Source organism: Streptomyces sp. NPDC088157 (assembly GCF_044741545.1).
Taxonomy (GTDB): domain Bacteria; phylum Actinomycetota; class Actinomycetes; order Streptomycetales; family Streptomycetaceae; genus Streptomyces.
This window is the reverse complement of sequence record NZ_JBIUSU010000010.1, coordinates 19,758-43,423: the sequence shown is the minus strand read 5'-3', so window position 1 is coordinate 43,423 and position 23,666 is coordinate 19,758. Positions and strand designations below refer to the sequence as shown.

The 23,666-nt window shown below is 69.1% G+C and carries 18 protein-coding genes; 10 read left to right on the top strand and 8 right to left on the bottom strand.

Going from position 1 to position 23,666, the window contains the following annotated elements:
* Positions 1 to 357: 357 nt before the first annotated feature.
* Positions 358 to 2,097: a pyruvate dehydrogenase gene (locus tag ACIPFH_RS34225; protein ID WP_401832745.1), complete on the top strand. Its 1,740-nt coding sequence runs from the start codon at positions 358 to 360 to the stop codon at positions 2,095 to 2,097.
* Between the two features lie 405 nt (positions 2,098 to 2,502).
* Complete coding sequence (locus tag ACIPFH_RS34220) at positions 2,503 to 2,883, top strand: nuclear transport factor 2 family protein (RefSeq protein WP_401832742.1); 381 nt, start codon at positions 2,503 to 2,505, stop codon at positions 2,881 to 2,883.
* A 443-nt stretch (positions 2,884 to 3,326) separates the two neighbouring features.
* Here the strand turns inward: ACIPFH_RS34220 and ACIPFH_RS34215 are convergent, their stop codons facing one another.
* Positions 3,327 to 3,794, bottom strand: a complete 468-nt coding sequence (locus tag ACIPFH_RS34215) for a MarR family winged helix-turn-helix transcriptional regulator (protein ID WP_401832740.1) — start codon at positions 3,792 to 3,794, stop codon at positions 3,327 to 3,329.
* Between the two features lie 508 nt (positions 3,795 to 4,302).
* Between ACIPFH_RS34215 and ACIPFH_RS34210 the strand changes: the two genes are divergently transcribed.
* From ACIPFH_RS34210 to ACIPFH_RS34200, 3 genes are read left to right on the top strand one after another with little or no spacing between them, the layout of a single operon-like run.
* Complete coding sequence (locus ACIPFH_RS34210; RefSeq protein ID WP_401832737.1) at positions 4,303 to 5,352, top strand: LLM class flavin-dependent oxidoreductase; 1,050 nt, start codon at positions 4,303 to 4,305, stop codon at positions 5,350 to 5,352.
* A complete protein-coding gene (locus ACIPFH_RS34205; protein ID WP_401832736.1) occupies positions 5,345 to 6,376 on the top strand; it encodes an LLM class flavin-dependent oxidoreductase in 1,032 nt (343 codons plus the stop codon). Before ACIPFH_RS34210 ends, ACIPFH_RS34205 begins: the two co-directional genes overlap by 8 nt.
* A gap of 19 nt (positions 6,377 to 6,395) precedes the next feature.
* Complete coding sequence (locus ACIPFH_RS34200; protein WP_401832733.1) at positions 6,396 to 7,112, top strand: NADPH-dependent F420 reductase; 717 nt, start codon at positions 6,396 to 6,398, stop codon at positions 7,110 to 7,112.
* A 367-nt stretch (positions 7,113 to 7,479) separates the two neighbouring features.
* Here ACIPFH_RS34200 and ACIPFH_RS34195 read toward each other — a convergent pair whose 3' ends face one another.
* A complete protein-coding gene (locus tag ACIPFH_RS34195) occupies positions 7,480 to 7,716 on the bottom strand; it encodes a hypothetical protein (protein ID WP_401832731.1) in 237 nt (78 codons plus the stop codon).
* A 375-nt stretch (positions 7,717 to 8,091) separates the two neighbouring features.
* On the opposite strand from ACIPFH_RS34195, the gene ACIPFH_RS34190 reads away from it, so the two are divergent.
* The 4 genes from ACIPFH_RS34190 to ACIPFH_RS34175 all read left to right on the top strand — a co-directional run bounded on the left by ACIPFH_RS34190 (position 8,092) and on the right by ACIPFH_RS34175 (position 13,657).
* Positions 8,092 to 9,330 carry an extracellular solute-binding protein gene (locus ACIPFH_RS34190; protein ID WP_401832728.1) on the top strand — a complete coding sequence of 413 codons (1,239 nt, stop codon included), beginning with the start codon at positions 8,092 to 8,094 and terminating at the stop codon, positions 9,328 to 9,330.
* 53 nt (positions 9,331 to 9,383) lie between these two features.
* Complete coding sequence (locus ACIPFH_RS34185) at positions 9,384 to 10,235, top strand: carbohydrate ABC transporter permease (protein ID WP_401833322.1); 852 nt, start codon at positions 9,384 to 9,386, stop codon at positions 10,233 to 10,235.
* Positions 10,232 to 11,170, top strand: coding sequence for a carbohydrate ABC transporter permease (locus ACIPFH_RS34180; protein WP_401832725.1), 939 nt, complete (start codon positions 10,232 to 10,234; stop codon positions 11,168 to 11,170). The genes ACIPFH_RS34185 and ACIPFH_RS34180 overlap by 4 nt, the downstream gene beginning before the upstream one ends.
* Positions 11,171 to 11,293: 123 nt before the next feature.
* Positions 11,294 to 13,657 carry a glycoside hydrolase family 3 N-terminal domain-containing protein gene (locus tag ACIPFH_RS34175; RefSeq protein WP_401832724.1) on the top strand — a complete coding sequence of 788 codons (2,364 nt, stop codon included), beginning with the start codon at positions 11,294 to 11,296 and terminating at the stop codon, positions 13,655 to 13,657.
* A 721-nt stretch (positions 13,658 to 14,378) separates the two neighbouring features.
* Here the strand turns inward: ACIPFH_RS34175 and ACIPFH_RS34170 are convergent.
* The 3 genes from ACIPFH_RS34170 to ACIPFH_RS34160 form a co-directional block, all read right to left on the bottom strand.
* Complete coding sequence (locus tag ACIPFH_RS34170) at positions 14,379 to 16,589, bottom strand: RICIN domain-containing protein (RefSeq protein WP_401832722.1); 2,211 nt, start codon at positions 16,587 to 16,589, stop codon at positions 14,379 to 14,381.
* 192 nt (positions 16,590 to 16,781) lie between these two features.
* The gene (locus tag ACIPFH_RS34165) at positions 16,782 to 17,825 is read right to left on the bottom strand and encodes a LacI family DNA-binding transcriptional regulator (RefSeq protein WP_401832719.1); all 1,044 of its coding nucleotides are present in this window, start codon (positions 17,823 to 17,825) and stop codon (positions 16,782 to 16,784) included.
* 738 nt (positions 17,826 to 18,563) lie between these two features.
* Positions 18,564 to 19,514: an NmrA/HSCARG family protein gene (locus ACIPFH_RS34160; protein ID WP_401832717.1), complete on the bottom strand. Its 951-nt coding sequence runs from the start codon at positions 19,512 to 19,514 to the stop codon at positions 18,564 to 18,566.
* Positions 19,515 to 19,868: 354 nt separating this feature from the next.
* On the opposite strand from ACIPFH_RS34160, the gene ACIPFH_RS34155 reads away from it, so the two are divergent.
* Complete coding sequence (locus ACIPFH_RS34155) at positions 19,869 to 20,246, top strand: DoxX family protein (protein WP_401832715.1); 378 nt, start codon at positions 19,869 to 19,871, stop codon at positions 20,244 to 20,246.
* Between the two features lie 167 nt (positions 20,247 to 20,413).
* On the opposite strand, the gene ACIPFH_RS34150 is transcribed toward ACIPFH_RS34155, so the two are convergent.
* The 3 genes from ACIPFH_RS34150 to ACIPFH_RS34140 all read right to left on the bottom strand — a co-directional run bounded on the left by ACIPFH_RS34150 (position 20,414) and on the right by ACIPFH_RS34140 (position 23,575).
* Positions 20,414 to 21,079, bottom strand: coding sequence for a response regulator transcription factor (locus tag ACIPFH_RS34150; RefSeq protein ID WP_401832712.1), 666 nt, complete (start codon positions 21,077 to 21,079; stop codon positions 20,414 to 20,416).
* Positions 21,076 to 22,302, bottom strand: a complete 1,227-nt coding sequence (locus tag ACIPFH_RS34145) for a sensor histidine kinase (protein WP_401832710.1) — start codon at positions 22,300 to 22,302, stop codon at positions 21,076 to 21,078. The genes ACIPFH_RS34150 and ACIPFH_RS34145 overlap by 4 nt, the downstream gene beginning before the upstream one ends.
* Positions 22,303 to 22,408: 106 nt before the next feature.
* Positions 22,409 to 23,575 (bottom strand): ABC transporter substrate-binding protein, encoded by a 1,167-nt coding sequence (locus ACIPFH_RS34140; RefSeq protein ID WP_401832708.1) that lies wholly within the window; start codon positions 23,573 to 23,575, stop codon positions 22,409 to 22,411.
* Positions 23,576 to 23,666 lie beyond the last annotated feature (91 nt).

Sequence of the window (23,666 nt, the reverse complement as noted above, 5' to 3'; positions counted from 1 at the left end):
CACATCAACTATCATGTCATGACGATACACCGAAGACCACAGGGCGCACGCGGCTCCGGTCACGGGGATCAGTGGCACCGGGCCCGCTGCGCGCGGCGCCGGCCGCGGCGGAGTCTCGCGGCGGGACCGGCTGTCGGGCGGGGAGCAGCCCGAGCACTGCGCCGACCACGCGCGCGGTGGCCACCTCGTCTCCTTCGAAAAGAATGCGCAACGCGCACCGGCTTCGTGACAGATCCCCTTCACGGAGGTTGCGGGGCCCATTCCCGTACGCAGCACGATGAACGGCGTGGCATCCGAAATCCGGAACGGCCATGAGCAGACGACACGGGTGTGCAGCCCGAGGAGAGAAGTACGACGATGCGAAATCTGACCGTGGCGCAGCAACTGGTGGACATCCTGCGCCAGGCGGGCGTGGAGCGGATCTACGGAGTGGTGGGCGACAGTTTGAACTCGGTGGTCGACGCGGTGCGGCGCACGGACGGCATCGAGTGGGTGCACGTGCGCAACGAGGAGGCCGCCGCCTTCGCCGCGGCGGCGGAGGCACAACTGACCGGCAAGCTCGCGGTGTGCGCCGGCAGTTGCGGCCCAGGCAACACCCATCTGATCCAGGGGCTGTACGACGCGCACCGCTCCGGGGCGCCCGTGCTGGCGCTCGCCTCGCACATCCCGTCCCATCAGATCGGCACTGGTTTCTTCCAGGAGACGCACCCCGAGCGGCTGTTCACCGAGTGCAGCGACTACTGCGAGATGATCGGCACCCCCGAACAGATGCCGCGGGTGCTGCGGATCGCCATGCAGCGTGCGCTCGGAAACAGCGCTGTGTCGGTGCTCGTCGTCCCGGGTGACGTCGCGCATGCCCGGGCGACCCACCCGACCGGAAGCAGCGACCTGGTCACCACGCGCGGCCGTGTCGTCCCGCCGGACACGCAGGTGGGGGCGCTGGCCGAGAAGCTGAACACGGCACGGAAGGTGATGCTGTTCTGCGGGGCCGGAGTCCGGGACGCGCACGCCGAGGTCATGGCACTCGCCGAGAAGGTAGCCGCCCCGGTCGGGCACACGCTGCGCGGCAAGGAGTGGATCCAGTTCGACAATCCCCATGACGTCGGCATGAGCGGGCTGCTCGGTTACGGGGCCTGCTACGACGCGATGCACGAGGCCGACCTGGTGGTCCTGCTGGGTACCGACTTCCCGTACAACGACTTCCTGCCGCAGGCGCGGACCGTGCAGGTCGACCATGACGCGGGGCGTCTCGGCCGCCGTACGGTGCTGGAACTCGGTGTCCACGGCGACGTTCGGGAGACGCTGCGCGCCGTGCTGCCGCTGCTGGAGGCGAAGCGGGACCGTTCCTATCTGGACCGCATGCTGCGCAAGCACGCCAAGTCCCTGGAGACAGTGGTCGCCGCATACACCCGCAAAGCGGAGCGGCACGTCCCGATCCACCCCGAGTACGCGGCCTCCGTTTTGGACGAACTCGCCGACGAAGACGCCGTGTTCACCGTCGACACCGGGATGTCCAATGTCTGGGCGGCGCGTTATCTGAGCCCCAACGGGCGGCGCCGGGTGATCGGTTCGTTCCTGCACGGGACGATGGCCAATGCTCTGCCGCACGCCATCGGCGCGCAGTCCGCCTATCCGGGCCGCCAGGTGATCTCGATGTCGGGCGACGGCGGACTCGGCATGCTGATGGGCGAACTGCTCACGGTGAAGCTGCACGGCCTTCCGGTGAAGACGATCGTGTTCAACAACTCGTCCCTCGGCATGGTGAAGCTGGAGATGCTGGTCGAAGGACTCCCCGAGTACGAGACCGACCACGGGCCGGTGGACTACGCGGCGATCGCCCGCGGCGCGGGCATGGAGGCGATCCGCATCGAACGGCCCGAGAACGTCACCGAGGGTCTCAAGCAGGCGTTCGCCCACGACGGACCGGTCCTGGTCGACCTGGTGACCGACCCCAACGCGCTGTCGATCCCGCCGCACATCTCGGCCGGCCAGGTGAAGGGCTTCGCCTTCGCGGCGGGCCGGACCGTGCTCGACGGAGGAGTCGGCAAGATGCTCGACCTGGCACGCGCCAACCTGCGCAACGTCCCCCGCCCCTGACGCCCCTCCCCCACGTCCGTGTCCGTGTCCGTGTCCGTGTCCGCGTCGATCGACCATCAGCAGGCGGACGTCGAACTATCGGCCTTCAATGGGTAACGACTGCACGCCCCACTCCGCCATGGCGTGGAGCGCCTGAGCGGCCCCGCGGGCCGGTGCGGTGACGTGAAACCACCACATCGAACGAGCCGAACGAAGTTACTTGACATATCAACGTGTGATGCGTCATCTTCTTTTTGGCCCTTCCCCCACACCGCTGGAGGAGCCTTCACGGCGGGGTCGAAACCACCTGATTTGACCCCGCTGTGCGGAGGCCAGAACCACCGAGGCACTCGAAACGGCTGTGCGCCACATGGGCAGGTTCGGCATCTCCCCGACTCGGTACGGCCCAATGATTGGAGCCACCCCATGTCCGCAGAACAGAACAAGTCACTCGTGCTCGCCTTCTACCAGCAGGCGTTCAACGACTACCAGCCCGAACAGGCCGCCGCCACTTACCTCGGCGACACCTACACCCAGCACAACCCCGAAGCCCAGAACGGGCCGGAGGGGTTCATCGGCTTCGTCCACTGGCTGCACGGCCAGTACCCCGAGTTGCACCTGGACATCAAGCGTGCGGTGGCCGAGGGAGACCTGGTGGTCACGCACAGCAATCTGCACCTCAAGCCCGGCGACCGCGGCACGGCCGTGGCCGACTTCTGGCGCCTGGCCGACGGCAAGATCGTCGAACACTGGGACGTCATCCAGGAAGTGCCCGAGCAGAGCGCCAACGACAACACCATGTTCTGAGCTTGACGCCTGTCCTGGCGCATCATCCGATGTGGCAGGCTCTCCAGTCGGAGGGATGCGTGGCGCGACCGTCCTTCACGCTTCGAGATGTCGAGTGACGAAGCGCGAAGTGGCGGCCGAACGAGCGTCGGCGCTCACGGACAACGACAATCCAAGGGTTCCAGGGGCTGACTGTTCAAACGGCCGAGGGTTGCCCCCGTAACCGCTGGTCATCGGTGAAGTGATCGGCCTCGTCCTCACGATGATCGGCGCCATGGGCTTCCACGCCGAGGCCGGCGGCCACTCCGGCGTTGCCGCCCGCGGGAACACCTGTACCCGTCGTACCGATACCGCTCTGTGTGGCCGCCGACGTGACGCTCGGCCTGGCCATGTGAGCACCGGGTCGAACTCCGGCCGCCCCCTCGGTGGCCCGAGGATCCTACTGACCGGCCTCATGTTCCCGGTCAGGTCGCGTCCTCGTCGAGCTTCGCCACCACGCGCTCGGAGATCTGGCCGAGCGTCCGCAGCTCGGACGGCGTGACATGGTCGAGGAACAAGGCGCGCACGGCATCCACATGGAGCGGAGCAGCCGCCTCGATAGCCGCCCGCCCCTCCTCCGTGATCACGACGAAGGCACCACGCCCGTCCTCGGGGCACTCCTCCCGCACCACCAGCCCGCGCTTCACCATCCGGGCGATGTGATGAGACATCCGGCTCTTCTCCCACTCCAGTTCGCGGGCAAGATCCTGGAACCGCTGCCGGCCCTCCGGCACATCCGTCAGAGTGACCAACACCCCGAAGTCGGCCGCCGACACGTTCGACTCCGACTGCAACAGACGTGACAGCCGGCCACCGAGCTTCTCATGCAATCGGACAAAGCTCCGCCACGCATGCTGCTCCTCCGACGTCAACCAACGCACCGTCTCCTCCATGGAGAAAGTGTAAACGTAGTTGATGGCTCACCGAACTTACGCGCACACACAGCTGCCCGACCTGGTCCGGTGGCCCCACCACTCCGGAGGCGCGGCGCGGCCTGTCCTGCCCTGACTCCCGGGCCGCGCCTCCGGACCTGCGGCAACGCGAAGGCATGAGGGTCTGCCTCCCCGGCAGCGCATCAGGCCCTTGGCATACAGGGCGACGAGGCTGTCGGGCTCGACGATGGCGGTGGTGACCTCGAACGGCTGCCGCCCGCCGGAACCCCGCGCCGAAGCGGTGCCAGGGGGACCCGCTCTGCAGCCGTGACGCGAGCGCGGTGCGCAGCGACTCCGCCGTCTCGATGAAGTCGCACCGGCCCGCAGTTCCTCGGCGGCGGGCAATGCCTTGCATCGCTCTTCCATGACCCGCTCCCGCCTCTGGTTGACACGTCAATTACATTGAGCGAATATTGACGTGTCAACCACTTGGTGGTGCCGGCGACCTGGATGCACAGCAGGAGGAACCATGACGGCCACAGGCTTCGAACTGGGACTGAACTCGTTCGGAGAGGTCGCGACCGACGGCGGCCGCACACTGAGCGACGCCGAGACCGTTCGGCTGCTCGTCGAAGAGGCCAAGCTCGCCGAAGAGGTCGGGCTCGACGTGTTCAGCGTCGGCGAGCACTACCGCCCCGGCCACAACGACACCGCCACTCCCGTGCTGCTCGCCGCGATGGCCACCGCGACCGAACGCATCCGGCTCGGCACCTCGGTGACCGTACTGAGCACCAACGATCCGGTGCGGCTGTACCACCAGTTCTCCACGCTGGACGCGGTTTCCAACGGCCGGGCCCAGCTCGTGCTGGGGCGAGCATCTGTCACCGAGGCCTTCCCCTTGTTCGGCTACGACCTCGCGGACTACGAGGAGCTCTTCGAGGAGAAACTCGACTTGTTCATGCGCCTTCAGCGTGAGGAGGCGGTGACCTGGTCGGGGAAGGTCCGGGCGCCGCTCGTCGAACAGCGACTGCAACCCCGTATGCCGGCCGGTGGCATCCCCACGTGGATAGGTGTCGGCGGCAGTCCGAACTCCGCGGTCCGAGCCGCCCGCTACGGCCTGCCCCTCATGATGGCCATCATCGGTGGACGCCCGCAGCGCTTCGCGGGCCTCGTCGACCTCTACCACCGGTCACTCGACCAGTTCGGTCACCCCAGGCAGGCGGTCGGCCAGCACTCCCTGGGACTCGTCGCGGACACCGACGAGGAGGCGAGGGACACCTGGTGGCAGCACTGGCAGCCGGTACTGGCCCAACTCTCCAAGGAGCGCGGGTTCTACAAGCCGACCCGTGAACGCTACGAGGCGGAGGTCGAGACGGGCGCGCTCTACGTCGGCTCCCCCGAGACCGTCGCCCGCAAGATCGCCACGACGGCCCGCGACCTGCACCTGAACCGTTTCGACCTCAAGTACGACGTCATGAACCTGCCTCGCGAAGCCCGTGCCCGCTCGATAGAGCTGCTGGGCCGAGAAGTCGCCCCGCGGGTGCGCGAACTGCTGACGAAGGAACCCACCCATGTCTGATCTCGCCTTCGGTTTGGACACGTTCGGCGATGTACCGGAGGACGACTCCGGCAACCCGGTGTCCGACGCGCGGGCCATCCGGCAGGTCGTCGAGGAGGCCGTTCTCGCGGAGGAGACCGGCGTCGACGTCCTCGCCCTCGGTGAGCACCACCGCCCGGAGTTCGCGATCTCGACGCCGGAGACCGTCCTCGCCGGCATCGCCACGCGTACCAGCCGCATCCGTCTCGCGTCCGGCGTGACCGTGCTGAGTTCCGACGATCCGGTCCGCGTCTTCCAGCGGTTTTCGACCGTGGACGCCCTCTCGAACGGCCGGGCCGAGGTCATCCTCGGACGCGGCTCCTTCACCGAGTCGTTCCCCCTCTTCGGATACGACCTGAGCGACTACGACGTGCTGTTCGAGGAGAAGATCGAACTCTTCGCCAAGCTGCTCGAGGAGAAGCCCGTCACCTGGAGCGGCACCAAGCGGGCCGCGCTCGACAACGCCGACGTCTTCCCCAAGACCGAGTCCGGACACCTGACCACCTGGGTCGGCGTCGGCGGTTCGCCCCAGTCGGTCATCCGCACCGCGCACTACGGGTTCCCGCTCATGATCGCCATCATCGGCGGCAACCCTGAACGCTTCGCCTCCTACATCGACCTCTACCAACGCGCCACCGACAAGTTCGGCACGACCGCTCACCCGGTCGGCATGCACTCCCCCGGTTTCATCGCCGACACGGACGAGGAGGCCCGGGAGCTGCACTGGCCGCACTACAAGGTCCTCCGAGACCGCATCGGCGCACTGCGCGGCTGGCCCCCGATCCGCAAGGAGGAGTACGGGGCGGAGATCGAGCACGGCTCCCTCTACATCGGCTCCCCCGAGACCGTCGCCCGCAAAATCGCCGGCGCCGTCCAGGCCCTCGACGTCGGCCGCTTCGACCTCATCTACACCACGGGGGCACAACGGATCAGCGCCCGCCTGCGCGCCGTCGAGCTGTTCGGCACCAAGGTCATCCCGATGGTCCGCGACATTCTCGCGGGCTGACACCGTGAATGGAGAAGACATGGACACCGTGGACGTGGGGACCGTCGGCATCCTTGGTGCGGGGAAGGTCGGCACCGTGCTCGCCCGACTGGCTGTGGCGGCCGGCTACCGCGTGCTCATCGCCGGATCGGGCGACCCGGCCAAGATCGCTCTCACCGTCGAAGTGCTCACGCCCGGCGCGGTCCCGGTCACCGCGGCGGAGGCCGCGGCGAAGGCAGATGTGGTCATCCTGGCCCTCCCCCTCGGCAAGTACCGCGGCCTTCCCGCCGAAGCGCTCGAGGGCAAACTCGTCATCGACGCGATGAACTACTGGTGGGAGGTGGACGGCGTCCGGGAGGACCTCAACGACCCGCGCACGTCGACCAGTGAGACCGTGCAGGCCTTCCTGTCCGGAGCGCGCGTGGTCAAGGCGTTCAACCACATGGGCTACCACGATCTCGAGGACGACGCCCGGCCTGCGGGAACAGGTGCGCGCAAGGCGATCGCGATCACCGGTGACGACCCCGACGACCTCGTCATCACCGCCGCCCTCGTCGACGACTTCGGCTTCGACCCCGTCGTGGCGGGGCCACTCGCCGCAGGAGTACGGCTGGAACCGGGCACCGAGCCCTTCGGCGCCAACGTCGACGCCGAGGAGCTGCGCGCGATGCTCGGCCGCTTTCCGCAGTCAGAACGCGGACGGACGGTCATCAGTGCGCGAACCGCCACCTCGGCGAAGGTCGTACACGCGGACTAGCGCCGCGTGCCGCAACGGATCCGTGGCAGCCGGCATCGCCGGGGACGAGTGGAAGGCGCCGAGCATTGCCAAAGCTGCGGGACCCCCACCTGCTCGCTCGGTAGCCGTCGACAGCGGACCGACACTCTCTCCAGGGTTGGCAGCACTGGCCGCGCCCTGGCGCGGTGTCGACGGCCAACAGGCCGCCGTACGCGGCGAGTCGTTCCCGCCCCGGCCGGAGCGGCCCTCAGTGGCAGACCGGTGCCCGTGTGACGAAGTGAGGACCCGTGCCGCGAGTTGCCCTTTACCGGCCCGGATGGAGCCCCGGCCACTCCGGGGTCGGGTCGCCCTTCAGCTCGCCGAAGTACAAGGCGAGGGTCCGCTGCTGCTAGATCCGGGCACGGTTCTCCATGTACCGCGGGAACCCGTCCACGTGGGCGTTCGGGTAGTCCCAGATCGGCTTCAAGCCCGTGGGCGGGGCGATGTCCGTGCGCACCGACCAGCCGTCGGACGTCTCGCGCGCGGTGGACGGCTGCCAGTTCAGGTAGAGCTTGGCCGCCGCGGGACGGGCGGCCTGCTCGAGGACGTGGGGTGCGGTGGCGCCCGCGGGTGAATCGGTGGGCAAGGCCGACGCAGGCGGAGAGGACGAGCGTGCCGCGCCGCGCCGCGGAGACGCTGCCGGAAGAGTCGGGCGAAGTGTCCGCCTTGCCCGACGCCGCCGTTTCTCCGCGTTTTCTCACGGCCTGCGAAAATGTTTCGTAACCGAGTAATTTCCGGTCCTTGTCCCGGGTGTGAATTCCATGTCAGTGTCCCGGCCAACAGGCAGTCCACCCGAGGTGGGGAATCCGAAAGCCTTTCGTGCCGGTTTCCGATCTGTCTGACGCGCCAACGGCATGCCGAAAGAAAGAGGCACCCCATGCGGGGAATCCCGGTCATCGGAAATCACGCAAGCCCGAGAATGCGACGCGTCGTCGCTTCCGCGGTCACCCTGGCGGCGGCCATGAGTCTTGCCGCGTGCGGGACTTCGGGTCCGTCCACGGGCTCGTCGGCGAAGGGCCTGACGATGTGGGCGCTGAACGACCAGACGATCCTGAAGGAGTCCGTCGACGCCTACAACCGGGACCACCCGGACGAGAAGATCACCCTGCGCCTCTTCGCCAACGACGACTACAAGCAGAAGCTGCGCGTGGCCTTCGGCGCGAACCAGGCCCCGGACCTCTTCTTCAACTGGGGCGGCGGCGCGCTGGACGACTACGTCAAGGCGGGCAAGGCCGGCGCGCTGACGGCGTCGGAGGTGAAGACGGACCGGTTCACGCCGAGCGTGATGCAGAGCGCCACCTTCGACGGCAAGGTCTACGGCGTGCCCGCCAACGGCCTCGCCCCGGTCGTCCTCTACTACAACAAGAAGGTGATGGCCGACGCGGGCGTCGAGCCGCCGAAGACCTACGACGATCTGCTCGCGGCCGTGAAGAAGCTGAAGGCCAAAGACGTGGTGCCGATGTCGCTGGCCGCGAACTCCAAGTGGCCGACCCTGATGTACCTGGAGTACCTGCTCGACCGCGAGGGCGGCTCCCGGGCCTTCGCGAAGATCGCCTCCGGTGATGCCTCGGCGTGGAAGGACCCCGCCGTGACCAAGGCCAACCAGTACCTTCAGGACCTGTCGAAGGCGGGAGCGTTCGGGGACAACGCGTCCTCCGTCAGCTACGACCAGGGGGCGTCCACCGCGCTGCTGTACACCGGCAAGGCGGCGATGGAGGTCATGGGGACCTGGGAGTACGCCAACATCGCCAAGGCGGCGCCGGACTTCCTGAAGAAGGGCGATCTGGGCTACACCGCGTTCCCGACGCTGCCCGACGGTGCCGGCAGCGTGAACAACATCGTCGGCAACCCCTCGAACTTCCTGTCGCTGAATTCGTCGACGAAGCACAAGGCTGCGGCGCTGGCGTACCTGAACGACTATGTCCTGAACGACTCCCAGGTCGACGCCTACCTCGCGTCCGGCAGTGTGCCGCCGGTCAACGGCCTGGAGTCGAAGCTGACGGCGTCGACGTCGTCCGACAGGGCGTGGCTTCGGTTCGTCTACGGCCTGGTGCAGAAGGCGCCGAGCTTCCAGCTCTCCTGGGACCAGGCGCTGCCGTCCGACCAGGCGGATCCGCTGCTGACCAACACGGACAAGTCGTTCCTGCGGCAGATCCCGCCCGCCGAGTTCGGGACGAACATGAGCAAGGCGGCCTCGTGACCACGGCTCTTCCCTCGGGCCGTGGTGGAGGCCGCCGCTACAGCGGCCTCCTCATGGCCGCCCCCGCCCTGCTCCTCTTCGGTCTGTTCGGCCTCGTCCCGCTGGTGGGCGTGGTCGTGCTCAGCCTCGCCGGCTGGGACGGCCTGGGCGCCATCAGCTGGGCCGGCGGCGACAACTGGAGCGCCGTCCTGACCGACGGCGCCACCTGGCAGGCGCTGGGGCTCACCGTCAAGGTGATGGTGATCAGCTGGCTGGTCCAGACGCCCCTCGCCCTGGCACTCGGCGTCTTCCAGGCGCCTCTGGGCCGCCTGCGCTCGCTGTTCGCCGTGTTCTGGTTCCTGCCGCTGCTGCTGTCGGCGGTGGCGATCGGCCTGACCTGGCAGGCGCTGCTCGATCCGTCCTTCGGGATCGGCGCCACACCCGGCCTGCACTGGCTGGCCAAGCCGCTGCTCGGCTCGCCCGACCTGGCCCTCTACACGGTGATCTTCGTGATCGCGTGGCAGTTCGTGCCGTTCCACGCTCTGCTCTACCAGGCCGGGATACGGCAGATCCCCACGGCTCTGTACGAGGCCGCAGCCCTCGACGGCGCGGGGCCCGTGACCCGCTTCCTGCACATCACCCTGCCGCAGCTGAAGTACACGATGGTCACGTCCAGCACGCTCATGCTCGTCGGGTCACTGACCTACTTCGACCTGATCTTCGTCCTGTCCGGCGGCACCGGCGGTCCCGGCACCGCCACCCGCGTCCTTCCCCTCGCCATGTACATCACCGGATTCCAGGCCCACGACATGGGCCGCGCCAGCGCCGTCGCCACCCTCTTGGTGGTGTTCGGCCTCGGCCTGTCGCTGCTGACCACCCGTCTGTCCGGCTTCACCCGGATGGACAGCCAGCAGGAGGGCATGTGAGCACCACCATGACCAAGACCCGCGCCCCCCGCAGGGGCGGCGTCCACCGCGACCCTGCCGCCGGGCGTCGGGCAACTGCGCCGCAGACCGGGCCGCCCAGGCGGTTCACGGCGGCCGGCGCGGTGCGCCGCGCCCTCACCGGCAGCACCACGCTCGTATGGACGGCGATCGTCGTCGTACCTGTGTACTGGCTGGTCGTGACCAGCCTGCGCAGCCGCGCCGACTTCACCGCCGACAGCCCGCTGGCGCTGCCCGGCCATCCGACGCTGGACAACTACCGGAGCGTGCTGGACGGCGACTTCACCACGTACCTGCTCAACAGCGTGATCGTGACCGTGGCGACGGTCGTCCTGACCGTCGCCGTCGCCCTCATGGCCTCGTTCGCGATCGTCCGAGGCGCCGGAAGCCGTTTCTCCCGCGTGTCCTTCCGGCTGTTCCTGCTGGGTCTGGCGATCCCGTTGCAGGCGGTGATCATCCCGGTCTACCTGCTGATCATCAAGATGCAGCTGTACGACAGCCTGTTCGCGATCGTCCTTCCCTCGGTGGCCTTCGCGCTGCCGATCACCGTGATGATCCTGGTGAGCTTCCTGCGCGACGTGCCCCGTTCGCTGTTCGAGGCGATGATCGTCGACGGCGCCGGGGACTGGCGCATGCTGTGGTCGCTGGCCGCGCCCCTGGCCCGCCCGGCGCTGATGACGGTCGCCGTCTACGACGGCCTCCAGGTCTGGAACGGCTTCCTCTTCCCGCTCATCCTCACCCAGAGCGGCGACAAGGCGGTGCTGCCGCTGGCACTGACCCTGTACCGCGGGCAGTTCGGCATCGACGTACCGGCCACGATGGCCGCAGTGGTGCTCTCCACCCTGCCCATGCTCGCGCTGTTCATCCTCGCCCGGCGTCAGCTCGTCGCGGGCCTCACCGCTGGTTTCTCCAAGTAATCCGTTTCACAGGGCAGCTCGCTCCGAGCAGCGGCCGGGCCATGCGCCCGGCTCCGTCGGCGTGCGCGCGCGCAACCCGTGCGCCCCCTCGCGAGCGCATCCGCAATCCCCGAGGAGTCGTGAATGACGACCACCATGCCGGACCACGACGGCATCCCCCAGGAAGAACAGCAGGACGACGACCGGCCCTGGACCGATCCCGCCCTGCCGACCGCCGAACGCGTCGAGGCACTGCTGGCCCGGCTCACCCTGGAGGAGAAGGTCGCGCAACTGAGCAGCACCTGGGAGGACATCGAGGCCGACGGCCCGGAAGTGGCCCCGGGCAGCAACCACTTCGGCCGCGTCGGCGACCTCGACGAGACTGCCCGGCACGGCCTGGGCCAGCTCACCCGGCCCTACGGCACCCTTCCCCGCCCCGCCGTGGAGCACGCCCGCCTCCTGGCCGAGCACCAGCGGCAGGTGGTGGCGCAGAGCAGGCTCGGCATCCCCGCCATGGCGCACGACGAGTGCCTGACCGGCTTCACCGCGTACGGGGCGACGATCTATCCGACCTCGCTGGGCATGGCGGCCACCTTCGACCCGGAGCTGATCCGCAGGGTGGGTGAGGCCATCGGGTCCGACATGGCCGAGGCCGGCGTCCACCAGGGGCTCGCCCCGGTCGTCGACGTGATCCGCGACTACCGCTGGGGCCGCTGCGAGGAGACCTACGGCGAGGACCCGTACCTGGTCGGCGAGATGGCCGAGGCGTACGTCACCGGGGTGCAGAGCGCCGGGGTGTACGCCACCCTCAAGCACTTCGCCGGGTACTCCGCCTCCATGGGCGGCCGCAACCACGCCCCTGTGCAGACCGGCCGCCGCGAGCTGTTCGACGTCATCCTGCCGCCCTTCGAACGGCTCGTCGCCGCGGGCGTGGGCTCGGTGATGAACTCGTACGCCGAGATCGACGGCGAGGCGCCGGCCGCCAGCCGGTGGCTGCTGACCGACGTTCTGCGCGACGCGTGGGGATTCGAGGGCACCGTCGTCTCCGACTACTGGTCCCTGCCCTTTCTGGTGAGCGCCCACCGGGTGGCCGCCGACCTGGCCGGGGCCGGGGCACTCGCCCTGAGCGCCGGGATGGACGTCGAACTGCCCGACCAGCGCGGCTTCGGCGACGCCCTCGTCCACGCCGTGCGGCAAGGCGTGGTCGACGAGGACTTCGTCGACCGGGCGGCATGCAGGGTGCTGCGGCAGAAGATCGAACTCGGACTCCTCGACCCCGGCTGGGACCCGCGGCCGCCCGCCCTGCGCGCGGGTGAACTCGACCTGGACAAGCCGCAGAATCGCGGGCTGGCCCGTGCCGTGGCCCAGTCCAGCGCCGTCCTGCTGTCGAACGACGGGACGCTGCCCCTCCCGTCCATCGGTCGCCTCGCGCTGATCGGCCCGTGCGCCGACGACGTACGCACCATGTTCGGCTGCTACAGCTTCCCCAACCACGTCCTCGCCGAACGCGACGACCTCGGCAACGGCGTCGAGGCGGTATCCCTGCGCGCCGCCCTCGTCGATGAACTTCCCTTTGCGCAGTGGGAGTTCACCCAGGGCTGTCCGATCCGTGACGAAGACCGTTCCGGCATCTCCGCCGCGGTGGCGGCCTGCGCCGCCGCAGACGTCACCGTCCTGGTCGTCGGCGACAAGGCGGGCATGTTCGGCATCGGCACCTCGGGCGAGGGCTGCGACGTGGAGGACCTGCGGCTGCCAGGCTTCCAGGAGGAACTCGTCGAGGCGGTTCTGGCGACCGGGAAGCCGGTCGTGCTGGTCGTCAGCAGTGGCAGACCCTATGCGGTGGGCCGGTTCGCGTCCGCCGCCGCGGCCATGGTGCAGGTCTTCCTGCCCGGCGAGGAGGGCGGCCGGGCCGTGGCCCAACTCCTGTCCGGGAAGGTGAACTTCAGCGGCAAGCTGCCCGTGCAGATCCCCACGACGCCCGGCGGCCAGCCGTACACCTACCTCCACCCACCGCTCGCCGACCGGCAGAGCTTCCTGTCCAACCTCGACCCCACCCCCGCCTTCCCGTTCGGTCACGGACTGTCCTACACGACCTTCGTGACGGACCTGCTCGCCGTCGACCGCGAACTGGTGCCCACGGACGGAGAGTTCACGGCTGTCGTGCGGGTGCGGAACACGGGAACCGTGTCGGGCGCCGAAACCGTCCAGCTGTACGCCGTCGACCCGGTCGCCCAGGTCACCCGCCCGGTGCGCGCCCTGCTCGGCTTCGCCAAGGTCGCCCTCGACCCCGGTGAGCAGGCGACGGTCCGCTTCCGGGTCCACACCGACCGCCTGGCCTTCACCGGCCTGGACGGCCGACGCATCGTCGAACCCGGCGAGATCCTTCTCTACGCGGGCTCCTCCAGCCTGGACACACCGGTACATGCGGCACTCCGGCTCATCGGCGAGGAGCGGGACGCGATGGTCCTGCGGCATCACACGGTGCCCGTGACCGTCGAGCGGGCTTGAACAGGGGGACGACGGAGGGAAAGCCCGGCCCGCTCGGGTCCTCGCGGTCGTCGCACCCTCCCGGTTCGCGGCGCGATGGACATGCAGATCCGAGGGGACCGCAAGCCACAGCCCCGTAAGGAGCTCTCTCGGGAGTGAACGGCGTGCTCCCAGCTCATGCGCCAGGCCTGAGCACTCAAGCAGCGTGCCGGATCGTCGGAATCATCCCGAGGGCCCGGCAGACGCCGGTGCGACGCGTCCGGCGGAAACAAGGCGGCGCCACCGGTCCATCCGGTGGCGCCGCCTTCTGCGCAGTCGCGCCACCCGCACCGGGCGGACCGCATCCACAACGCCGACGGTCGCGGCACCAGACACGATCCGGCAGATCGTCATCGGACGGGGCCACGGCGGCCGGACCGGCCGGGACCGGCCGGGAGATCCGCCGCGACCGACGTCCGGCCGTGGCCAATACCGGCCCTTCGCTGCTCAGGCCGTGAACCGATGCCGGTCGTCTCCACGCCCCGACCTCGCGGTACACACCCGCGAACACCTCGATGCCGTCGATGCCGTCGTCACCGCCGGACTCAACGGCCGCCCACGCAGAAGGCCCGGCCGGAAACTCCAGCCGAGCGCCTGCACAAGTCCGTGTTCCCGTGGGGGGTTCGGCGAATGCCCCACCGCACGGGCGAGGCACGGCGAGGTGCGGCCGCCTCACATCGCGGCCGCACCCCGCCGGTGCGGACTATCCTCGGCTCCACCTCTGGGTGGCGTTGCCGAGAGCCGTCCACAACTGCACGGGCGATCCGTTGGCCGTCGCCCAATTGCCGACGTCGATGGCGAGGCCGTTGGAACGGTTGATGACGGATCCGTCGAGACGGAACCACCACTTCTGGCTGGACTTGCCGTTGCAGGCCCAGAGGATGAGCTCGGTGCCCGCGCTATCGCCGTCACCGGCCGCGGCGAGGCAGTTGCCGGCGACTCGGAGTTCGCCCGCGGTGGTCTGCGTGATGGTCTGGTTCTGGTTCCCGGAGCAGTCCCAGATCTGCACCTGCACGCCCGTCTGGCCGTTCGGCACGTCGAGGCAGCGGCCGGAGTTGGCGCCCTTCAGCGTGAAGGACGCGTCGGTCGGCAGGGGGTCCTGGACGAGCTGCCACTCCTGCGAGTCGTCCGCCGCGGCGTTCGAGGAAGCGTTGATCGACGCTTCCAGGTCGACGGCGCCGTTCTGGGCCGCGCCCGTCATGAACAGACCCGTGTTACGGACCGACCGAATCTTGTAGTAACCGTCCGTGGAGGCGACGAGGGTCCACTGCTTGTCGGTGGCTCCGTCGTCGACCCACTGCGCGAGGCGCTGCCCGGCTGTCGCGTTGCCGGTCCACACGGCGACCGAGCGGCCGCCGGTCTTGTTGAGCAGGGTCACGTTGTCGCCCTTGGCCGTCAGATGCCAGCGCTGCGCGTCGTCCGAGGCGGCCCTGGTCCTGAGGACGAGGTCGGGAACGTTCCCCGTGAGGTTCGCGTCCTGCGCCTTCCCGGCGTCAGGGCTGAGGACTTGACCGGTCAGACGGTTGACCAGGGTTTCGTACACGCCGTCGGACCGGCCGAGGTCGACCTCCGCGTACTTCACGGGTCCGACGCTCCCGCCGCTCCAGGAGGCCTGGAGGACGAGGACGCGTCCCGTGCCCTGAACGTACTGGAGGTTGCGGCTGTACCCGCCGGCGATCGGCGTCTGATACTCCTTCCAGGTCCCGGTACTGAGACCGGACTCGTTCACCCAGACGTTGCCGCTGCCCGAGGCGTTGAAGACGATCCGTCCGTCCGGCATCGGCAGGAGCACCGGGCTGCCGCCCGTGGACAGCGTGTGTCCCCCGGAGGGCACGGGCAGGCTGGTGATCGCGGCGTCCGTCACACCGGACGCGTAGAACTTCAGCGGGTCGTCCGCGAGCTTGTAGCGGACGTTCGTTCCGCCGCCCCAGTACTCGTAGGTGAGGAGCCACTTGCCGTCGGTGGTCGGGGCGATCGTCGTCATGCCCGGGCGTCCGCCGCCGATCTCCGACTTGCCGCCGTTGTTCACGGTGCTGCCCGGGACGTCGACGACCGGCTGGCTCCAGGACGCGCTGCTGCCGTCCCAGGTCTTGTGCACGAGGATCTGACCGCCCGAATCCGGCGCCGTGTCGTTGTCCGGGTCGAGGGTCGGCACTCCGGTGGTGGCGTTGAAGCCGGTGTAGTCGTTCTCGTCCGAGTAGTACGCGACGAGCTTGCCACCGCGGGCGACCAGGTGCGGCTCCCAGATGGGGTCGACCTGCGCGGAGGTATTGGCGTTCGAGACGCGGCCGACGGCTCCCGCGCTTCCGCCCTGCCAGCCGCCGGTGGCGATGACGTTCTGGATGCTCCAGGTCGCGCCCTGGTCGGTGCTGGAGTACAGCGCGAGTGCCACGTCCTTGCGGTCGCCGTCGCCGGACGGCGTCCAGTTCGGGTCGGCGGCCTTCTGCTCCTTGTAGTAGTAGTCGTCCCCCGAGACGATGCTCGCGAGGAGCAGCGTGCCGGCACTCAGGTTCCCGACGTCCTGCGGGAGCACATAGAGATACGGATTCGTCCAGTTGCTGGTGTATTTGGCATATTTCGAGTCGCTGGACAGGGAGGCGGGGGCCTTGACGTCGGCCAGCTTCTGCCACGTCGTGCCGTCGTCGTCACTCTTGTAGACGGGCATCGTCTGTCCGACCGGAGCGCTCTGACTGTTCTCGAACGCCGCCACGATCCGGCCGCCCGGAAGCTGAGCCGACTTCGGGTAGAGAACACAGGGGTTCTTGTTGCACGCGGCAGTATTGTCCGCCACATAGAGGTTCGACGGGCTCGGCTGATAGGCCGACGCGCTTCCAGCGGAGGCGATGGCGAATGCCACGCCGATGCCGAAGGCAGTCGCGGTCGCGAGAGCCTTTCGCACCAAGGGTCTTGTCATCGCAGTTCCTCTGAGCGTGGCGGCGATCGGAGCACGGTCTTTCGCGAGCACGGCATTCCTTTCACCCGGGGGAATCGCGCGGCACACCCCCATAAAGAAAGGAGGGATGAGGGCGCGAGCAGGAAGCCAGTATTCGCAGGCGACACCGCCATGTCACCGGCAGGTTGCGAAAGTGTTTCGCAGAAGCGTGGGTTACGCGCTATTGACGCGGCGGGGAGCTGATGTCGAGGTGCGCAGCACGAGTTCCGTGGCCAGCTCGATGCGCGGAGACGCGGGCGGCCGGCCCTGGGCGAGCTCCAGAAGCACCCGGGTCGCCTCGCGTCCAAGCTCCTCGAACGGCTGGCGCACCGCGCTCAGCGGCGGGCAGGCCATGGCCGCCACCAGCGTGTCGTCGAAGGACATGACCGCCAGGTCGTCCGGCACGGAAAGTCCGCACTGCCGGGCCGCCTCCAGGACGCCCAGCGCCTGCGCGTCGCTGGCCGCGAAGACGGCCGTGGGCGGGTCCTCGATCCGCAGGATCTGTAGGCTCGCGGCGAGCGCCTCGGCATAGTCGAAGTCGGTCGAGCGGACGACCGCCGGATCGTAGGCGATCCCGGCCTCCTCCAGCGCGGCCCGGTAGCCGTGCACCCGCGCCGCCCCGGCCAGGGAGTGCGAACGGCCCGCGATCATGCCGATGCGGGTGTGCCCGAGACCCAGCAGATGCTGTACGGCGTCCCGGGCGCCGTTCCAGTTCGTCACGCCGATGCTGGGAATGTCCTCCGACGGGGCGCTGAGCGGGTCTATCAGCACCACCGGCAGACGCTGCTCGACGATACGCCGCTGATCCTCCTCGGACAGCATCGAGATCACGATGACGATCCCCGCCGCACCGAGCGCCACGCACTGCTCGAGCCACCCGGAGATCGACCGTCGGCTCGTCGTCCCGGTGACCACGTCGATCCCGAGCTCGCCTGCCGCGTCCACGACTCCGCGGACCACCTCCAGCGTGTACGGACCTGACAGGTCGCGGAAGACCGCGATGATCTGCCGGGGCGTCGCGGCATCCTGCTCCCAGGGGCGCACGTACCCGTGCCGATCCAGCAGCTCCTCCACCCGGGCCCGCGTCGCCGCGCCGACGTCCCGGCGCCTGTGCACGACCTTGGACACCGTGCTGAGCGACACCCCCGCCTCACCGGCGATGCTTGTCAGCAGACCGTACTGTGCCTCCGGCCGGCCGCCCTTGCCTCGAACAGTCACTCGATGCCCGTCCCGCTCGCCCGAACACTGATGCGCGGACCGCACCGAGTACCTGGCCAGAAACCTGGCCGCAAAGTAGCGGGGCACGGCACGCGGAGGCAAGACCGTCCTGAAACACCACACCGGGTCACCGTGATCGCGAACCCGTTGCGGATGGGGGCGGGTCTCGGCTTCCGCCGCACGCTGAGGGAAAATACCGCAGAGGCAGGACAGCTCAAGGGTGCGCCGTGACCTGTCTCTCCCTTTGCGGCAACGGCGGACATGCAGGTGATCACGACGTCAAGCGGCCGTCACGAAGCCGCCGGGCTCCTCGGCGAGAAGCACCGGCAAGCAGGCCGAGGGTTCGAGGAGGTCCGACGAGGACCATGCCCGAGACCGATGAAGGCGCTGGTCTCCGCGGCCGTGAGGCCGAACACCACGAGGTGGGACCACCATCCGGCCGCCTCGATCGGCTTGTCCACGCCGACCAGGCGTCCGCCGGACTCCAGATCCGGACGGCCGAGGGCCGACACGGTGCCGGTGACCGTCGCGCGGACCGCTCCCGCGCCCTCCAATCGGCCGCCGGAGTCACCGCTCTGCCGCGCCGCACCCTCACCGGCCGGGCGACGGGCCATGCCGCACCGATGCACGGCTCGCGCCGGTGACCAACGCGACCTTGCCGCTCTCAGCCGTCCGCCCGTCCCGGCCGCCACGCTCGCGCGGGTGACCGTACTCGCGCGTGACTCGTCGCGTGCGTCCTCAGCGCGCCTGGATCTTCGAGGCGTTCTCGGCCAGCCAGGCGTCGAAGCTCTTGAGCGCCGGGTTGAGTTCCCGCAATTTGTTCAGATCGCGGGCGCCGGTGAATTCCTGGTCGAAGTCGCCGTAGTACTGGAACATGTTGGCGATCTCCTCGGCAGCCGGGATGTCGAGGGTGCGGAAGACGTCGTAGGGCACCGACTGGAAGCGCACCGGCTCGCCGAGCACGGCCTCGAACTTGGCCGCATACTGTGCGCCGGCCAGGTGGTCGCCGGCGAGGTTGACGGTGCTGCCGACGAACTGCTCACCGCCCTTGAGGATGGCGTAAGCCGTCCGGCCGATGTCGTCCACGTCCACCCCGGCGAGGAGCTTGCCGTCCTCCAGCGGCAGGGTCAGCGTCAGCACGCCGTCCTCGGCGCGCTGGGGACCCATCCCCTGCAGGAAGCCCTGGAAGAAGAAGGTCGTGTTCAGGAAGGTCGTCGGCACTCCGGCCTGCCTGAACAGTTCGTTGCCCTCACCCTTGGCGTCGAAGTGCGGCACGTTGTACTTGTCCTGCAGGACGGGCATCCGGCCGTCGTCCAGCGGCAGCAGGTCGCGGGTGTCCTCCAGCGTCGACCAGACGACGTGGCGCAGACCCGTGGCCTTGGCGGCCCGGACCAGGACATTGATCTCCTGCGTCTCCATCGCCGCCGAACCGTGCGCCCAGAAGTTCGTGACGAGGAAAGCGCCGTGGGCGCCCTCGAACGCCTCGTGCACGGTCGGCTCGTCGTGGAAGTCCGCCCGTACGACCTCGGCTCCGAGCTCGGCGAGTTCCTTGGCGGCGGGCGAGGCGGGATTCCGGGTGAGCGCGCGCACTGCGAAGCCCGAATCCGGATCGGCAAGGATCGCCCGTGCGACGCCGCCGCCCTGTGCGCCCGTTGCCCCGGCGACCGCGATGACCTGCTTGGTGTCCATATCAGCTGTTCCCTGTCTGAGGAGAGTAACGTCTAGTTGATCCATCAACGACCGTATACCCCGAGTGTTGACGCATCAACCTTTGCTTGGGATTGGGTCGTGATCTTTTTTGGGGTGATCGCTCGTGCGGCAGGGTGCCGCCGTCGACATCCCGTTCACCGAGGCGCGAGGCGTTGCGGTCCGTGACACCCGGGCATCCCTGCCGTGGCCACGTCACACGTTTGGAGCCGATGACCCGCTGACCGCTACTTGATGCATCACCTACATTCCCCTATGTTAGATGACACATCAAGCAATGTGTCGCGGGCTCCGCCAGGTCGGCCCGCGAACCCCCATCTCACCCAAGAGGTATCTGTGAACGTCGCCCTGTGGGCTGTCGCCGCCCTGCTCGCTCTTGTGTTCCTCGGCGCGGGCGCTGCCAAGCTCGCCCAGCCGAAGGAGAAGCTGACCGCGTCCCCGAACATGGCCTGGGCCACGGACTTCTCACCGGGGGCGATCAAGGCGATCGGTCTGCTGGAGGTTCTTGCCGCGATCGGGCTGGTCCTGCCCGCGGCGGTGGACATCGCCCCGGGCCTGGTTCCACTGGCCGCTTCCGGCCTGGCACTGACCATGTTCGGCGCCGCCGTCACGCACAGCCGACGCGGGGAGGCCCAGTCGGTCGTCGTGAACGTGGTTCTGCTCGCCTTGGCCGTCTTCGTGGCCTGGGGCCGTTTCGGCCCGCACGCCTTCTGACAGGAGCAGAGAGAACGGGGAAACACGTGCCGGCGATCACCGTGGATTTGATACCGCTACACCGGCGCGAGTCGCGGACGACATCAGCTCGTCGGCCCGTCGACAGCGGCACGCCACGGTGACGTCCTCACCGGCACCAGACGCCGACGGGCACCGGCGCGCCCGGCTCAGCGCAGTTGGATCAGCCCGCGCCGGACGGCCTCGGAGACCGTACTCGCCCTGTTCTCGGTGCCGAGCTTCCGGTAGATGCGTACGAGGTGGGTCTTGACCGTCGCCTCGCTGAGGAACAGCGCCGCGGCGATGTCCCGGTTGCTGTGTCCCTGTGCGAGTAGTCGTATGACCTGTGTCTCCCGCTCACTCAGTGCCGCCCCGGGGTCGGACACCTGACCGACCAGGCGCTCGGCTGCCTCGGGGGCGAGCACCGTGCCTCCGGCGGCCGCGGCGCGCACGGCCCGGAACAGTTCCTCCGGCGGGCCCGCCTTGAGAACGTAGCCGCGGGCACCGGCCTCCATCGCCCGCACGACGTCGCCCTGAGTCCGGAAGCTGGTGAGCACGACGACCCGTACGCCCGGGACCGAGGCGGTGATCCGCCGGGTCGCCTCGATGCCGTCCTCCCCTGCGCCGGTTCCCGTCCCGTCGGTCAACCGGAGGTCCATCAGCACCACGTCGGGCCGGAGTCGCTGGGCGAGGCGCACGGCGTCCTGCCCGTCGCCGGTCGCGCCGACGACGGCGAAGCCCGGCTCGCCCTCGAGAAGGGCGAGCAGTCCCGCGCGGACGACGGCATGGTCGTCCACGATCAGGATCCGGACGGTCGCGGGGGGTGCTTCGCTCATCGCGTGCTCGCTGTGACGGAGGTTCCCACAGCCAGCGTCGCCAGCACGCGGGTGCCGCGCCCGGGCACACTGTCGACGGTCAACGTGCCGCCGTACGCGGCGAGTCGTTCCCGGCCCGCAGCCAGTCCGAATCCGCGCCCGGCGCGGGCATCACCCGTATCCGGTGACGTTGCGTCGAAGCCCACACCGTTGTCCCACACCTCCACCGTGACCGCCCTGGCGTCCCGGCGGTCGAGCGTGACCCACACATGTGCCGCGTGTGCGTGCTCGCACGCGTTGGCCAGCATGCCCTGGGCCACGCGCAGCAGCTCAGCGGCCCGGTCCGGGGGCACGCTGCGGAATTCGCCCAGCGTGCCGAAGGCGACCCGCGGCATGCCGTCGACGGAGCTCTTGCGCGCGCACAACTCACGTAATGCCGCTGCCAGATCGCCCTGCACGAGCGCGGGCGGGATCAGATCGCGGATGATGCAGCGGGTGTCCGCGAGACTCGCGCCGAGCGCCTCCGCCGCCGCACGCACCTGCTTCCGCGCAGCCTCCGGCCTGCGGTCCCAGTCCCGCTCGGCGGCCTGCAGGAGCATCCGGTTGCCCGCCAGCTCCTGGGCGAGGGTGTCGTGCAGGTCCCGGGCGATGCGGGCCCGTTCGGCGAGCCTTCCGGCCTCTCGCTGCTGTCTCGCCAACTCCTCGCGAGTGCGGTTGAGTTCGTGCACGAGCCACTGCTGACCACGATAGAGGACGACCGTGGTCCAGGTCGCCGCGACCGGAGGTGCCACCATCTGCGGATCAAGGCCCCCGGCGATCCGTACGAAGCAGGCGATCAGCAGGGCCGTGATCAGCCCCACCGCCGCGACAGCCGCCCGGTCGCCGAACATACGCAGGGCGAGAACCGCCAACGGCACGGCCAGCCAGGTGTAACCGAAGGCCATTCCGGCCGGGAGGACCCACGAGATCCAGCACCACAACCCGAGGAGCAAACCGAACCAGACGTGCCTGATCCAGGTGCTCATCCGCTCCCACAGGCTCAGCCCCGCGCCGTAGCCCGTCGCCAGAAGCACGATGGGCGGTGCGACGGACCAGCACAGTGCGCTCGACACCTGGACGAGCCGCATGAGCGTGCCGCCGACGACCGCCAGGAGCAGGACGTGCGGAAGCAGCCGCAGCAGCGGGTAGTACCGGCATGGGGTGGCGGGGGTTGCGGGGGGCACGGCGGGGGTTGCGGGGGGCACGGCGGCGGTTCCTCAGCGGCAGGTGGGGCTGACGGTGGGATCGCCCGTCAGTGTAGACCGTTGCCGAAGGGACCGAAGTTGAGGAACCCGCCGCCGTACAGCCCTGTCACCGCCCCGGGTGGAGTCCCGGCCATCCCGGGGTCGGATCGCCCTTGACCTCGCCGAAGTACAGGGCGAACGTCTGCTTCAGCTGCTCGACCCGTGCACGGTCCTCCATGAACCGGGGGAACCCGTCCACGTGGGCGTTCGGGTACTCCCAGATCGGCTTCAGGCCCGTGGGCGGGGCGATGTCCGTGCGCACCGACCAACTGTTGGACGTCTGGCGCTCGGTGGACAGCTGCCAGTTCAGGTAGAGCTTGGCGGCCGTGGGGTTGGCCGCCTGCTTGAGGATCGCGATCCGCTGTCCCCACGCCATGAACGGGTGCCCGTCGGTCATCCCCATGCGGGTCGGGCTGGTGATGGTGGGACTGCTGCCCGTCCCGACGCCGATGATCTTCTGCTTGGTGCTGACCGCGGTGCCGGGCGAGAAGGAGCCACGGGCGAACTGCGGCTGCTGGGCGGCGAAGTCGGCCACCCAGTCCCAGCCGTAGGTCTCCGCATAGAGGGCGAAGAGGTAGAGCACCGCGTCGTCGTCGTGCGGGTAGGACGAGGCGATGGCGCCCTTCCATCGGGGGTCGACCAGGTCCAGCGGTGTCTGCGGCGCGTCCGCCCCGGCCGCCGCCACGTCGTACAGGTAGCTGAAGGCGATGACCATCCCGGCCACCCAGGCACCGTCCGGGTCCATGAACTGCTGGTGGAGCTTGCTGAACCCGGCGGGCTTGTAGCGCAGCAGCCGCCCCTCGCGCTTCCAGCGGGTGAAGTCCTGAAGCGTCTGCAACTGCACGACGTCGGGGACCAGGGTGTCCGTCTCCAACTGGTTGTCCACACGGACGTCGTGGTACTTGCTGTAGTCCACGACGAGGGTGAGGTCGACCTCCGGGAACCGCTGGCGGAAGGCCTCTCGCGCGCTCGCGCCGCTCCCCGAGTCGGCGAGGTCTCCGCCCGCGTAGATCACGAGCTTGCCGCCCTCGGCGCGAGCGTCCTGGTACAGCTCGTCGAGCGAACGGGTCTCCTCACCACGGCCGGAGGGGCCCCGCGATGCGGACGCCGCGGCGGACCTGGTCGAACCCTGTGTGCCGAGCGGTGCGGCGGACGCCGACGTCGCGGCCGCCGCGCCCAACACGGCGCCTGCGCCCGTCGCGAGCATCCGTCGTCTGCTGAAGTTGTTGGACATGGGGGGAGTGAGTCCTTTCTCGGCCTTCGGTGGATCCGGCATACGCCACGGCCACATCAGCCTGCCGCGTCAGGGGAGCCCCGCGCGTCGC